This window comes from Desulfonatronum sp. SC1 (assembly GCF_003046795.1).
In the GTDB taxonomy this organism is placed as follows: domain Bacteria; phylum Desulfobacterota; class Desulfovibrionia; order Desulfovibrionales; family Desulfonatronaceae; genus Desulfonatronum.
Genome location: NZ_PZKN01000054.1, coordinates 1 through 14,087 on the forward strand (window position 1 = coordinate 1; position 14,087 = coordinate 14,087).

Here is a 14,087-nt window from a genome sequence, read left to right on the forward strand (position 1 = left end):
ACAATGCAGCAGATGCGCACACTCCATTCATGTCTTTGTTGGAATGCCGGGGCACGAAAAGCGACCCGCAAGCTTGAGGAACCAAGCGACGCCCAGGCCCAGATACTGAAGGCCATGGGCTACGGAGTGAGCAGTGGGGTCTTACAGGAATTGGCGACTTAACACACCGAAATCACTTGCGTTTTCAAAAAAAATGACGTTCAATCTGTTAAACTCCTGTTAGAAATCCGCGCCCAAGACGGAGCACTGAACATTCTCATGAACCGCCGCGCAGGCGGCTTAGAAATCCCAGATCACCCGGAACTTCGGCACATAAAAATGAACCGCCGCGCAGGCGGCTTAGAAAATTGTGGGCGGCGCGGCGATTCCGGCGCTGTCATGAACCGCCGCGCAGGCGGCTTAGAAAACCAGGAAAACCCGGTCCTTCAGGCCGCAATAATGAACCGCCGCGCAGGCGGCTTAGAAACATCGAATCCAAAGACCCCTCGGGCTGGAAGCATGAACCGCCGCGCAGGCGGCTTAGAAAATTGGGAGCAAGGGGCAAAAAAAATGAGGCAGCACCTGGACTGCCTCGTGAGCCTCGCGTGGCGGACTCCCACACCCCGCCAACGGAACCTTTGGGCCCCAGGTCTGCCCTCAGCGGTTGCCGGGAGATTTTGCCGCGAAGCCTTGAACGGAGAAGCTACGCCATGATCGAAGTGAAGGTCAACGACCAGGATGTCATCGACGCGCTGGAGCGTTCCCCACACACGTGGGGATGAACCGGCGTTGCAGTTGTACGCCAAGAACGTACAACTGCGTTCCCCGCAACCGTGGTGCCAAGCGACATCAGAAAACAAGTTGTCTTGGGTCGTCTCGCGCGGGAGGGGCGTAGACTGAATCTGAAACCGTGACAAATTGTCACGGTTTTTGACCAGTTTCCACCGGAATCAATGGTCACGATCCTCCGGATCGGCTGGTCAGATTCGCCGGAATACGCTGATGAGAAGAATCAGTAATGATACCTGGCCTGGAGAAAATCGATCCGTTCATCTTGGACCAGATAAACGAGGCGGTGTTCCTGGGTGATACGCCTGGACCAGAGACCGGAGGCGAGATGTTTGAGGGGTTCGGGTTTGCCGATGCCTTGGAACGGGTCGCGGAGGACCGCTTCCACGAGATCCAGGACGCGCAGGGCGGTCTTGCGCTCCGTTTTGACCCAATGGCGCAGGTCTTCTCGAAATTCCGGTTGGTATACGGCGATGCGCGGCCTACTCCGCAAGGCCGGCCTCGGTTTTCAGTTTCTGGAGCGTACCGGCCTCGCCTTCGCCGTCCAGGGCGCGGTTCAGGGCCGTGAGCAAGCGTCTGGCGTTTTTGGGAGATCGCAGCAAGTGGGCTGTTTCCATCAGACTGGACAATTCGTCCGCGGCGACCAGGGCGACATCTTGCCCTGTACGGCGGGTGATGACGACGATTTCACGGTCCTCGACAACCGTGTCGCAGAGGGTGCTGAAATTGGCCCTGGCATTAGTGTACGTGGTTTGAAGCATGACCTGTCTCCTGATTGTATTGTACAGGAAAGCTGTACAAGTCTAACGTAACGCCGTCAACCTAACCCCAGCCCCACCATGCCATGACCCATTTGCCCCTGATTCCCGTACATGCTCAACGAGCATGTCTATTGCCACCGCTTGGCCTACTTGGTGTGGGCCCAGGGAGAGTAAAATCTGGCACGAGACACGAACTGTTTTCCGGGGCATTTCCGCCCCGGCCTCATTGAAGCATCGTGTGTTCCGCCAAGTGAAGCTGAACAAGCTCCCCTGCGAAGGCGCTCCTAATGCGTGAAGCGCTGAAGCAGGGTCGCCGGGGAGATGATGGGAATGGGCGCATGGACGCAGTTCAGAAGATGTGGATCCCCGGAGACGATCAGCTCGGCGTTGCCTGCCATCGCGCACCAGATGAATTTGTCATCGTCGGGATCCTCGGTGATGTACGCATCTCCCGAGGGGACGACCAGAGGCTCGAACCATGGCAGGATTTCATGATCCAGGAGATGGCGAATTTCGGGCTGGGTGAGTTTGAATTTTGGATAGGCTAGGACGCGAAGATATTCGGCCATGATCGCTTCCGAGACCAAGGGCTGGATCGCTCCGGATTTCCAGAGCCCGACGATTCGCCCCGTCCCTTCGGTTTGACCGCCGAAAAGCAACGCCGAGACCAGCACGTTGGTGTCGATGACGACCTTCACGGTTTGTCCCGCGCCCAACGCACGGCATCGGCGACGGAGTCCTCGGTGAGGCCGAGTCGGCGCATCTTGGCGCGGATGGATTCGGTTGTCGTGCCGTCTACGTGAACCGGCTCCAAAACGACGGTTCCATCTCGAAGGACGACATTGAAATAGTCGATTGGAGGCAGGCCGTTCATGATGGCCTTTGGGATCGTGATCTGGTTTTTCGAGGTCAATTTGGCGAGCATGTCCGTCTCCTGGTATTGTTTTGCAAGGTATTCTTACTTTCTTTTTTTCCTTTTTCAAGCCCCTCTCAGTCGGGATGAACCGCCAGTTGTCGACAGATTTTCGACAACTGAAAGCTGTTCCCTCACGCATGGAGGGCATGGATTGAAACTCCTGGTCGGTCGTGGAATACTGATGCGGTCAGCGTCAATATTGGCGGAGGACTTTTTTTGGTTCCGGAGCGTATGACTGTTATGCGTCAAAGATACGGCACTCTTCCCACCTGATGATATCCACTCCCGCCTCCTGACCCTGGCCCGACGGTACGTCTGGTGGAAGGTTCCGGAAGAGGCCGTGCGGGGTCGGGGTCATTTGTTGTCCCAGGTGATGAACCTGGGGTCGCTGAAAGATTGTGTCTGGCTTGAAGAGGTTCTTGGTCGGCATGCACATTGGCGGATGTGCTGTGTAATGCGCCCATTGGCGTATTCAGCGGCAAAGCTTGGCATTACCGGCTGAGTTTGGCCGATGCGGAGCAAGGTTTCCCGCAAATGCCGGAAAGAGCATTTCCAGAGGGAAGGGCATGAAAAACTTCGAGCCTCGACATCCTGCCCCGACCGCATAACTACGAATTTTCCGGGACGCAGCGGATCAGTTCCAGGCGCGAGCGCTGCATGGGGTCGTCGAATTCCGGGCCTTTCATGGTTCGGACGTCGCGTTTGTCCTGGCCGACGACCTTGCCCAGGGCGTTGAAGGCCAGGTGTCGGCGGATCACCTGCAGGATGTCCCAGGCCACCCGGGCGTTGTCATGGACCAGTTGGCTGTTGATGCCGTAGTAGGCGTCGCTCCGCAGTTCAGGGAAAAGGATTTCCCTGAAGCGTTGGTCGAAGGCATGGGCCGCCTGGGCGGCGTCCTCGGGACAACCCAGGTAGCCCGCCGCGGCCCACCCCTGGCCGATGGCCAGTCTGGCGTAGAGTTCGCAGGCCGTCCGCAGGCCGGCCAGCTCCGGGGTGGAAAGCGCGACCGAGGCCCGACTTTCGTCGTCACGAAACGCGGCGACGATTTTTTCGCGGCATGTCGCGAGATCGTTGATTTCCTCGGCGCTCGCCGGTGCCGGAGTGCCGGACTGGATCAGGCGGGCGAAGGCTTCGCGCAAGGCCGGGCATGCGGGGTCGTCGGGCTTTCGGTCGAAGCGCTCGGCCATCCTGCTTTCGCCCTCGACATTTCCCCCGTGCCGCGCTGAAAACATTTCGCAAACAAAATCGATCTTCAGGTCGCACAACTCCAGTCCCAGAGTCAGCGCGGCGCGCATCACCCCGGCGTGTTCCCTTGAAAATCCGACCAACCACGTTCTTTCCATAACCATATCCATCCGCGTATCAAAAAAGTCGTTCCTCAACAGTCCGCTCAAAAACCCCGACTACTCCCCGAGTCCTTGCTCCCCCTGCAACTCCATCCTGGCGGTGAGATAGCCCAGGATATCCTTCAGGGAGATGATCCCCACCAGACTTTGCCCTTCCATGACCATCATCCGGCTCAAGCCCGCGGCGTTCATCTTCTGGAGCACGTCCACCACGTCTTCTTCCGGGCCTACAGTGTTGATCAGGGAGCAGCGGTTCATGACCTCCCGGACCTGGGTCGTCGGCCATTTTTCCCGGGCCACCTCCCCGACCTGCCGGGTGGTGATGCATCCCTGCACTCCGTGCTGGTCCCGAACAGGATAGAACTTGTGATGATGACGATAGACGTAGTCCTCCACCAACTCCTGCAAGGTGATGGAGCCGGTCACGGTCAACGGCGGCTTCATCAGGGTCCGGACCCGCTCTCCGGCCAGGGCCTGCTTCACGGCCATGTGCCGATAGGAGTTCCGAGCCGCGAAGCGGATGAAAAAGCCGATCAGGGAGTACCACAATCCGCCGACCAGATTGCCTGTCAGCACGTTTAGCAGCCCGAGCCCGATCAGGACTAGGCCGAAGGTCATGCCGAAATTGGTCGCGATGCGGGTGGCCCAGAGTTGATCCTTCTTGAACTTCCAGAGCGCGGCCCGCAGAATCCGGCCCCCGTCCATGGGAAAGGCCGGGATCAGATTGAAGATCGCCAGGATCAGGTTGACCAGGGCCAGGTACATGAACACGCTGTTCAGGGCCTCGCCCATGCCGAAACGGATCCCGGAGTCGTAAACCAGATAAAAGCTCAGGGCCAGGAACAGGCTGGCCAACGGGCCGGCAATGGCGATCCAGAACTCGCTTTGCGGGGTCTTGGGCTCCTGGCTCATCTCGGCCACGCCGCCGAAAATGAACAGGGTGATCCCCCGGACCTCCACCCCGAACTTCCGCGCCACCCAGGAATGCCAGAATTCATGGAACAGGACGGAGAAAAACAGGCCAAAAGCGCCGACCAGCGCCAGCTTCCAGTAATCCAGCGGCTCCAGGCCCTCCAGCACGTGCGGAAAAAAGCCCACGGCCAGGGACCAGGTCACCAGGACCGCGATGACGATCCAGCTCGGGTCCACCTTGAATTCAAAGCCGAACGCCTCAAACAGCTTAAAACTCTTTCCAAACATGCCGTCCTCCTCCCTTTCAGAGCCCGCGGCCTCGAAAACGTAGGGGCACGGCGCGCCGTGTCCCAACAAACCGCGCGCCCCGTTCCTTCCGCGCCGTTAGGCCGTTTCTCCGAATTCTTCCCGCAGAACTTCCCGGAGTCGATCGAACCCTCTCCACAGGTCGGGCATCAATTCGCCGGGCCGCCCGAGATCGCCCCGGGCCGCGGCGTCTTCGACTTCCTTGGCCAGCCCGCCCAAGGCCAGGCATCCGGTGTTCAGCGCGACGCCCTTGATCGTGTGGGCGATTTCCCGGACCGTGGCCGAATTTTTGTCGCCAAGAGCCGTCTCCAGTTCATCCAGGTGCCGAGGCACGTCCGTAAGGAGCAATGCCGCCAGTTGCCTGGCGACCTGCTCGTCGTCGCCGATGCGCTCCATGAGGTTCGCCCTGTCGAACACCGGAACGGACGCCGAGCGGTCCGCTTGGGCAGCGCCGAAGTCCTCCGAGGCGCCCGGATCGTCTGAATCAACGCCTGGCGGCGCGGTATCCGGCACGGGCGTCGAGGCCCGGCCCGACGTTTCGTCGTTATCGCGCTTCAGCCACTTGCGCAGCATCTGGAGCAGATCCACCGGCTGCAACGGCTTGCTCAGGTAGTCGTTCATCCCGGCCTGAAGGCATCGTTCCCGATCTCCCTGCATCGCGTGGGCGGTCAGGGCGATGATCGGAGTCCCCGTGTTCACCGCTCCGGCTTCCGTCTCCCGACGACGAATTTCCCGCGCGGCCTCCAGCCCGTCCATGACCGGCATCTGCACATCCATGAGCACCAGATCATAGCCCCGGCTCTCCAGGGATTCGACCGCTTCCCGGCCGTTGGCGACGACGTCAGGCTTGTATCCGAGCCGTTCCAGGATCTTCACGGCGACCATCTGATTGACCGGATTGTCCTCGGCCAAGAGGATCCGCGCCCGTCGCCGACGATCCGCCTCCATGGCCATCCCGACCGGTTCCGGGTCAGTGAGCCGGGCAGGCTGGAGCGGGCGTCCCGATTCAGGGCCGGTGAGCACCGTCTGCAGGCAGTCGAAAAGCTGCGATTGCCTGACCGGTTTATGCAGGTACGCGGCAAAGCCGATCTCCGCCATCCGCTGGGCCTCGGCATAGGCCCCCAACGAGGTCAGCATGATCAGCACGGTGTCGCGCAGGTCCGGGTCCGCCTTGATGGCCATGCCCAGGCTCGCGCCGTCCATTTTCGGCATCTGCATGTCCAGCAGGGCGACCCGAAACGGATCGCCCCCGGCGTGAGCCTGGCGCAAGGCCGACAACGCATCTTCCGCCCCCTCGGCCTCATCGCAGCGCAGCCCCCACCGGCTGAGCTGCTCCCAGAACACCAGACGGTTGGTCGTGTTGTCGTCCACGATCAACGCCCGAACGTCCCGCATGTCGCCGAACAAGGACGGTTGAGCCGCGCCATCCTCCCGATCCTGCCTGCCCAAGGCCGCCGTAAACCAAAACGTTGAGCCCTGGCCTTCCGTGCTCTCCACGCCCAGGCTGCCGCCCATCATCTCCACCAGCCGCTTGGAGATGGTCAGCCCCAGGCCGGTCCCGCCGAAATTGCGGGAGACGGAGGCGTCCGCCTGATGAAAGGGGGCAAAAATCTCGGCGAGCTTTTCTTCGGGAATGCCGATTCCCGTATCCCGCACCGCGAACCGGATCAGGACGCCGTCTTCCGTAGTCCGCTCCAGGGCGACTTCGGTCACCACCTCGCCGTCGGCGGTGAATTTGATGGCGTTGCCGCACAGGTTCAACAGGATCTGGCGCAGCCGCCCGGGGTCGCCGCGCAGCAGCGTGGGCGTCTCGGCGTCGATCCGCAAGACCAGTTCCAGACCCTTTTCGTGGGCCTTGTGGCCCAGGACCTGGAACGTGTCCTCCACCACGGCCCGCAGATCGAAATCCACCTCTTGGAAATCCAGCTTGTCCGCCTCGATCTTGGAAAAGTCCAGAATGTCGTTGATCAGCGAAAGCAGGCTTTCGCCGCTGGTTCGGATGATCTCCGCGTAACCGCGCTGCTCCTCCGTGAGGTTACTGTCCATGAGCAGGCCGGTCATGCCGATCACGCCGTTCATGGGCGTTCTGATCTCGTGGCTCATGTTCGCCAGAAACTGACTCTTGGCCACGTTGGCCGCCTGCGCCGCCATGGCCATGCGCTTGGCCTGCCCCATGGCTTCCTCGAGCCGCCCATTGGCCCGCTGCAAATCCTCTTCGATCTTGCGCCGGTCCGTGACGTCCAGGGAATACTCAATCACCTGGACCACCTTCCCGGCCTCGTTGAAAATCGGGTAGGCGTGGACGTCGACGATGCGCTTGACGCCCTTATGGTCGCGATGGGCGTGTTCAACAATCGTCGGCTTTCCGGTTTGCTTGACGATCAACATGGGACATTGATGTTCCGAGCCGCTGCAGGGATGGTCCGACATGTGGGTCAATCGGTGACAGGTCAGTCCTTCCGGCGGCATGCCGTCGGGCAGCGCGGCCCGGTTGGCCAGTTCAATGGCGTAGGTCTCCGCGTTGATGACGTAAAAGGGATAACTCAGGGAATTGATGATCGTGTGCAGAAAGCGGGCCTGGGCATTCAGGGCCAGAACGGCCTGTTTTCGCCGTTTCAGGACGTGGACGAGGACGGCGATGATGCCCAGAAGGACGCAAATGCCCAGCCCCAGGGACCACAAGAAAAGCTTCGTCCGCCGCTCCATGGCCGCGGCCAGCATGATCTTGTCCGTGACGTCCTGGATGATGGAGAACAAAACAGTGGCGTCGCCGAATTCGATGGGCCAGGAGGTCACCTCCACCGTCCGGACCCGTCCATCGGCCAGGCGATGGACGAAAACGAAGTAGTTGCGATCCTGCCGAGCCGCGGCCTCCCGTTCCTGGCGGACTTCCTCGGGAGAGGAGGCGTTGATGTCCTGGATGGTCATGGTCCGAAGCAAAGCACGGGGATACCCGTAGAACTCCGCGGCTGCCCGGTTGGCGTCCCTGATCGCCCCGGACTCCGGGTCGATCAGCAGCATGATCGCCCCATGCCGGTCGAACATTTCATAGCCGAAAGTGCGCGGCGCACCCTGCTCCGCCCGAGCGACCCCCGCGATTCCCGGAATGCTCCCCAAAAACAGACTCAAGGCGAATCCCAACCAGACGAGCCCCACTGTGAGGCTTTTCACGCTTCCAGGAATCGAATCAAAAACCGCGCCCTCTCGCGGCACGGTGCATCTAACGCCCTTCATCGCCCCTGCCTCCACCAGCTGATAAAAGATATCCTCGCATTTGTTCGAATGCGTACCGCGACGGCCTGAAAATAACAACCGGCACAGCCCTCCCGGATCGGCGACAAGCTGCCACGATAGTTCCAACTCTGGAGACGAAAAACAAAAAGGCCCCGGATCACTCCGGGGCCTTTTGCTTCAGGATTCGCGACGGGATCTACCGAGCCCTGCTTTCAGCCCCACCTCGGGACCGACCCTGGGAGTAGCCCTGGGACCGGCCCTGGGACTGACCCTGGGACTGGCCCTGGGACATCCCACGCGACGTACCGGACCGACCGTATGTCGATCGGCTCTGGCGGGGACGCTCCCGGTCCCGGTCCGGCTCCACGCTGCCGGGCGCGGCGTAGTCGAAGCCTTCCAGGGTTCGTCGTTCGATTTTTCCACCGAACTTGCGCTCAATGGCCCGGACCTGCTCGTCGTCCTCACGGGTGACCAGGGACAGGGCTTCGCCTGTGCGCTCGGCCCGACCGGTGCGGCCGATGCGATGGGTGTAGCTCTCGGTGGTGTCCGGCATGTCGAAGTTGATCACGTGGGTGATCCGTTCGCAGTCAATGCCCCGGGAGGCGATGTCCGTGGCCACCATGATCGTGTACTTGCCGGTGCGTAGGCCGGTCATGGCCTCCTGACGGCGATTCTGGGACATGTTGCCCTGCAGGAACGTGGCGGCCCAGCCCTTGCCCTCCAGCTTTCTGGCCAGGGATTTGGCCCGGTGCTTGGTCCGGGTGAAGACCAGCATGGTTTCGTGGTCCGTGGACCGCAGCAGCTCTTCCAGCAGCCCGGCCTTGAGATGGCCCGGCACGGGATAAAACGCATGGGAGATGGACGCCTTGCGGTCCGTGATCTCGGCCTTCACCTCCACCGGGTCACGCAGGTATTCCCTGGTCAGCTTCCGGATCTCATCGGGCATGGTCGCGGAAAAAAGCATGGTCTGGCGCTTGCCGGGCAACCGGGAGACGATGCGCCGGATGTCCGGGGCAAAGCCCATGTCCAGCATCCGGTCCGCCTCGTCCAGGACCAGGGTGTCCACCTTGGACAGATCCACCAGCTTCTGGTTCATCAGGTCCAGCAAACGACCCGGGCAGGCCGTGACGATGGTCGCCCGGCTCAGGGTCTTGACCTGGGGGTTCTGGCTCACGCCGCCGAAGACCGCGGCGCAACGCATCCCGGTTTCAGCGCCCAATTCCACGAAGTTCTCATGGATCTGCACGGCCAGTTCCCTGGTCGGGGCCAGAACCAAAACTCGGACCGGTCCCTGTTTGGCAACATCCAGGGCGAGCAGTTTTTGTAAAATGGGTAAGGCAAAGGCAGCGGTCTTGCCCGTGCCGGTCTGAGCCAGACCGAGAACGTCCCGCCCTTCCAGCAACGGCGGAATGGCCTGGATCTGGATGGGGGTCGGGATCTGGTAACCGGCGCGAGAAACGCCGACCATGATGCGCTTATCCAGCGCAAATGATTCAAAATTCACAATAACTCCAAAAAATATAGATGAAAATCCGCAAAACGGCGTGATACGGACTGCGTGCCGAAACTTCGGCGAGGTATGGGAAAGCTCTGGGCTCGAGAATTCGTTCGGGCTGGACTCTGACCGGCGAGAGGGGGCCGATGGAGGAGACGAAGGAAGGGGCTCAATTCCAATCACGCAAGAGCAAGGCCGGACAATATCCACTTTTCGGGGAAAGTAAAGCGATTCGGCGGCACACGTCCATAAACACGTATTTTCCAGCCCGGAAGTCGTCTCACTCCAGGACATTTGTGTTCTCGAAGCACGAGCACTCTGGATCGATTTCGATTTCGATTGATGCTGTCTCCGACGGGAAGCCGGCATCGAGATACTTCGATCTTTCCGGCACCGGCTCCCCTTGCCCGTCCCGTGCTCCTTTTGTAAGGAAGTCCAGGCGCAATCCCTTTTGTCGTTTTCAACGCAGATGGAGGCAGATATGTTCACGCGGCGATTGCTGGTCGGGCTGATTGTGGTCGGCGTGTTTTTGCTGGCGGGCGTTTCGGCGCAGGCCCAGGATTACGAGCGGATCATCACCCGGGCCTACGAGGATATTCTCGGACGCCAACCGGACAAGGAGGGCATGCGGCACTTCCGGAGCCGGATGATCGACGAGCGTTGGGACGAGGCCCGGGTTCGGGCGGCCCTGCGTGACAGCGACGAATACCGGCTGCGCCAGATCGACGTGGTCATCAACCGGGCCTATGATGATCTGCTGCGCCGCAAACCGGACCGTCACGGCCAGGAAACCTATCGCCGCAAGATGCTCCGCGAAGGCTGGGACGAACAGCGCGTGCGCCAGGACATCATGAACAGCGACGAGTACCGACGCAGGCGCTGATCTCAAACCTTCATGTCAATAAGGACAATCATTACTCTTTTATGTCAAAAACCGTCTCCCACAAACTGAACCTGCGCAACCTGCGCATCGAGGACTATACCGACGTCAAGGCCATGATGGAGCGGGTTTACCGGACCGTGGACACCCCCTGGGACAAATCCCAGATCGAGGCCATGATCCACCGGTTTCCCGAGGGCCAGATCTGCATCGAGGACAAGGGCCGGGCCGTGGCCGTGGCCCTGACCATGATGATCGACTACGCGGACTACGTCGGCAAGCACACCTACATGCAGGTGGTGGGCGACGGCACCCTGTCCAACCATGACCCCGAGGGGGACTACCTCTACGGCATCGAGATCATCGTCGATCCAGAATACCAGGGCATGCGTCTGGGCCGCAGGCTGTATGACGCCCGCAAGGAACTCTGCGAAAAGCTGAATGTGCGAGGGATCATCGTCGGCGGGCGGATTCCGGGATACCGCAAGTTCAAGGACGAAATCTCCCCGCAGGAATACATCAACCGGGTCAAGCGCAAGGAAATTTACGATCCGGTGCTCTCCTTCCAGCTCTCCAACGATTTCCACATCAAGCGCCTGCTCAAGAACTATTACCCATCGGATCACCAGTCCGAGGGCAACGCGGTGCTCCTGGAGTGGAACAACATCTATTACGAAGCCAAGACCCGGCTGATCGGCGGACGCAAGACCGTGGTCCGGCTGGGCGCGGTCCAGTGGCAGATGCGCCGCTTCGCGTCCTTCGAGGATTTCCAGCAACAGGTGGAGTTCTTCGTGGACACGGTTTCGGACTACGGCACGGACCTGGTCCTGTTTCCGGAACTGTTCAACGCCCCGCTCATCGCCCAGTACGAAAACGAAAGTCCGCCGGAAGCCATGCGCCGCCTGGGCGAGTACACCGAGGAACTGCGCGAGGAACTGCTGCGCCTGGCCCTGGCCTACAACATCAACATTGTCAGCGGGTCGGTGCCGGAATATCGGGATCACAAGTTGTACAACGTCTCCTTTCTCTGTCGCCGGAACGGAACCTGGGACGCCCAGTACAAGCTGCACATCACGCCCGAGGAGCATCGCTCCTGGGGCCTGACCGGCGGCGAGGCGCTGAAGACTTTCGATACGGACATCGGCCGGATCGGCATCCTGATCTGCTATGACATCGAATTCCCGGAGCTGGCCCGGCTGCTGGTGGAGCGCGGCGCGAACATTCTCCTGGTTCCCTTCTGGACGGACACCAAGAACGCCTATCTGCGGGTGCGCCTCTGCGCCCAGGCCCGGGCCATCGAGAACGAATGCTACGTGGTCATCTCCGGCAGCGTGGGCAACATTCCCAAGGTGGAAACCATGGGCATCCAGTACTCCCAGTCCGCCATCTTCACCCCCTCGGACTTCGCCTTTCCCCACGACGCCATTGCCGCGGAAACCACCCCGAACACGGAAACCACCCTGATCACGGACGTGGACCTGGACCTGCTCAAGGAACTGCGCCGCCAGGGCAGCGTGCGGAACATGAAGAGCCGACGGCGGGATCTGTATCGGCTGAAGTGGATCGGCCATTGAACCACGAACCGCGACCCTTCCGATGAAAACCCTGATCCTGGCGGAAAAGCCCTCTGCCGGCCGAGACCTGGCACGGGTGCTCAAGATCGCCCCGGCCAAGGCCCGTTCCCAGGCCTTTCTGGAGGACGAGCGGTACGTGGTGTCCTGGATGATCGGCCATCTGCTGGGCTACGCCTACCCCGGCGAGCAGAACCAGGCCTGGCTGCGATGGTCCTTCGCCACCTTGCCCATGTTTCCGGAACGCTTCCTGCTCAAGGAACTGCCGAACACGGCCCGGCAGGTTGAAATCCTGCGCGGCCTGCTGGCCAGGGAGGACGTGGGCGAGATCATCGTAGCCACGGACGCTGGCCGGGAGGGCGAGCTGATCTTCCGCCATCTTTACGATTACCTGGGCTGTACCAAACCCTTCCGCCGTTTGTGGATTCTGGACAATACCGACGCCGGGATCCGCAAGGCCTTCGCCGAGCTGCAACCGGGGCAACGCTTCGACAACCTGGCAGCCTCGGCCCGGGCCCGCTCGGAGTCCGACTGGCTGGTAGGCATGAACTTCTCCCGGGCCTACACCATCAAGGGCGGGGACAAGTTCAGCATCGGCCGGGTCCAGACCCCGGTCCTGGCCCTGCTGGTCCATCGGCGCAAGGCCATCGACGCCTTTGTCTCCGACCCCTTTTTCACCTGCACGGCCACGCTCTCCCCCCTGCCGCCCGCCCAGGGCGATCCCTTCCCGGCCCAGGTTCTGGCCCCGCCGGATTTTGCCGGGGATCGGTTCAAAACCAAACAGGAAGCCCAGGATCAGGCCGTCAAGGTGGACGGCCTGGACGGAGTGGTCGCGACCCTGGAGCAGAAAGACGTGACCATCGCCGCGCCCCTGCTCTACGACCTGACCGCGCTGCAGAAGGAGGCCAACGCCAAATACGGCTTTTCGGCCAAACAGACCCTGGACATGGCCCAGAAGCTCTACGAGGCGGAGAAGGTGATCACCTATCCGCGCACGGACAGCCGGTACATCACCCAGGAAATCTTCAAGGAAATGCCCCAGCGGTTGGCCGCCCTGCCCAAAGGCTACAAGCCCCTGACCGACCTGGCCCTGGAACGCCTGAAAACCCACAAGACCTTTGCCTGCGTTAACGACGCCAAGGTCACGGACCACTACGCCATCCTGCCCACGGGCAAGACGCCCTCCTCGGGCATGGATCAGCGCCTGAAGCAGATCTACGACCTGGTGGCCCGGCGGCTCATCGCCGCGTTCCTGCCCGCGGCCAAGGTCCGCAACACGAAAATGCTCCTGGACGTTGACGGGCAAAAGCTCCAGGCCGCGGGCAAGGTCTTCCTGGACTCCGGCTGGCTGGTGGCCGAGCCCTGGCGCAAGGGCGACGACGTGGTCCTCCCGGCCCTGGAGCAAGGCGACCCGATTCATGTGGACGCCACCGAGGTCAAGGCCAGCAAGACCAAGCCCCCATCCCACTTCACGGAAAAGACCCTCCTGGCGGCCATGGAGCGTGGGGATTTTGAAACGCCGGGGCCGCAAGCGGGCGACGACGCTACGGGCAATGGACACGGCGAATCCGAATCCGGCCGGGAAACCGCGCTGAACTCCATCATGGGCCTGGAGGACCAATCCCGTCCCGCCCCGGCCGTGGGCATCGGCCGACCCTCCACCCGGGCCGCGATCATCGAACTGCTGGTGGAGCGCGGCTACGTGCGCCGGGACAAGAAGCGCCTCATTGCCACGGACACCGGGATCACCCTGATCGACTTCGTGGAATCCACCGTCCCCCAACTCACCTCGGCCAAGGTCACCCATGTCTGGGAAAAGGCCCTGGAGGACATCGCCCAGGGCCGGGACGATCCCCGTGAGTTCATCGCCCGGATCAAACAGTTCACCACCCAAGGCA

The 14,087-nt window shown here is 61.3% G+C and carries 11 protein-coding genes and 1 CRISPR repeat array; of the genes, 3 read left to right on the forward strand and 8 right to left on the reverse strand.

The annotated features are described in order from the left end of the window. Positions 1 to 258: 258 nt before the first annotated feature. A CRISPR array of direct repeats spans positions 259 to 526; the repeat unit is 28 nt; unit sequence ATGAACCGCCGCGCAGGCGGCTTAGAAA. A 465-nt stretch (positions 527 to 991) separates the two neighbouring features. The 8 genes from C6366_RS18000 to C6366_RS18040 form a co-directional block, all read right to left on the reverse strand. Beyond that, entirely contained in the window at positions 992 to 1,261 is a 270-nt protein-coding gene (locus C6366_RS18000) for a Txe/YoeB family addiction module toxin (RefSeq protein ID WP_107740509.1), read from the reverse strand. Beyond that, a complete protein-coding gene (locus C6366_RS18005) occupies positions 1,251 to 1,529 on the reverse strand; it encodes a type II toxin-antitoxin system Phd/YefM family antitoxin (protein WP_107740511.1) in 279 nt (92 codons plus the stop codon). Before C6366_RS18005 ends, C6366_RS18000 begins: the two co-directional genes overlap by 11 nt. Positions 1,530 to 1,813: 284 nt before the next feature. Continuing rightward, a complete protein-coding gene (locus tag C6366_RS18010; protein ID WP_158269855.1) occupies positions 1,814 to 2,227 on the reverse strand; it encodes a putative toxin-antitoxin system toxin component, PIN family in 414 nt (137 codons plus the stop codon). Further along, a complete protein-coding gene (locus C6366_RS18015) occupies positions 2,224 to 2,454 on the reverse strand; it encodes an AbrB/MazE/SpoVT family DNA-binding domain-containing protein (RefSeq protein WP_107740513.1) in 231 nt (76 codons plus the stop codon). The genes C6366_RS18010 and C6366_RS18015 overlap by 4 nt, the downstream gene beginning before the upstream one ends. A 599-nt stretch (positions 2,455 to 3,053) precedes the next feature. Continuing rightward, positions 3,054 to 3,788, reverse strand: coding sequence for a hypothetical protein (locus tag C6366_RS18025; protein ID WP_107740517.1), 735 nt, complete (start codon positions 3,786 to 3,788; stop codon positions 3,054 to 3,056). Positions 3,789 to 3,848: 60 nt separating this feature from the next. Beyond that, positions 3,849 to 4,991 carry a site-2 protease family protein gene (locus C6366_RS18030; RefSeq protein WP_107740532.1) on the reverse strand — a complete coding sequence of 381 codons (1,143 nt, stop codon included), beginning with the start codon at positions 4,989 to 4,991 and terminating at the stop codon, positions 3,849 to 3,851. 96 nt (positions 4,992 to 5,087) lie between these two features. After that, the gene (locus C6366_RS18035) at positions 5,088 to 8,243 is read right to left on the reverse strand and encodes a response regulator (protein WP_107740519.1); all 3,156 of its coding nucleotides are present in this window, start codon (positions 8,241 to 8,243) and stop codon (positions 5,088 to 5,090) included. 196 nt (positions 8,244 to 8,439) lie between these two features. Further along, positions 8,440 to 9,747 (reverse strand): DEAD/DEAH box helicase, encoded by a 1,308-nt coding sequence (locus C6366_RS18040; protein WP_107740521.1) that lies wholly within the window; start codon positions 9,745 to 9,747, stop codon positions 8,440 to 8,442. 472 nt (positions 9,748 to 10,219) lie between these two features. On the opposite strand from C6366_RS18040, the gene C6366_RS18045 reads away from it, so the two are divergent. The 3 genes from C6366_RS18045 to C6366_RS18055 all read left to right on the forward strand — a co-directional run. Next, positions 10,220 to 10,621: a hypothetical protein gene (locus C6366_RS18045; RefSeq protein WP_107740524.1), complete on the forward strand. Its 402-nt coding sequence runs from the start codon at positions 10,220 to 10,222 to the stop codon at positions 10,619 to 10,621. Positions 10,622 to 10,662: 41 nt separating this feature from the next. Continuing rightward, the gene (locus C6366_RS18050; RefSeq protein ID WP_107740526.1) at positions 10,663 to 12,192 is read left to right on the forward strand and encodes a bifunctional GNAT family N-acetyltransferase/carbon-nitrogen hydrolase family protein; all 1,530 of its coding nucleotides are present in this window, start codon (positions 10,663 to 10,665) and stop codon (positions 12,190 to 12,192) included. Between the two features lie 22 nt (positions 12,193 to 12,214). Further along, positions 12,215 to 14,087, forward strand: a 1,873-nt coding sequence (locus tag C6366_RS18055; protein ID WP_107740528.1) for a DNA topoisomerase, incomplete at its 3' end; no start/stop codon positions are given.

Excerpts from the sequence above, each read along its gene's own strand:
- C6366_RS18005 (WP_107740511.1), bottom strand. The coding sequence starts at position 1,529 with ATGCTTCAAACCACGTACACTAATGCCAGGGCCAATTTCAGCACCCTC.
- C6366_RS18015 (WP_107740513.1), bottom strand. The coding sequence starts at position 2,454 with ATGCTCGCCAAATTGACCTCGAAAAACCAGATCACGATCCCAAAGGCC.
- C6366_RS18030 (WP_107740532.1), bottom strand. The coding sequence starts at position 4,991 with ATGTTTGGAAAGAGTTTTAAGCTGTTTGAGGCGTTCGGCTTTGAATTC.
- C6366_RS18045 (WP_107740524.1), top strand. The coding sequence starts at position 10,220 with ATGTTCACGCGGCGATTGCTGGTCGGGCTGATTGTGGTCGGCGTGTTT.
- C6366_RS18025 (WP_107740517.1), bottom strand. The coding sequence starts at position 3,788 with ATGGAAAGAACGTGGTTGGTCGGATTTTCAAGGGAACACGCCGGGGTG.
- C6366_RS18050 (WP_107740526.1), top strand. The coding sequence starts at position 10,663 with ATGTCAAAAACCGTCTCCCACAAACTGAACCTGCGCAACCTGCGCATC.
- C6366_RS18035 (WP_107740519.1), bottom strand. The coding sequence starts at position 8,243 with ATGAAGGGCGTTAGATGCACCGTGCCGCGAGAGGGCGCGGTTTTTGAT.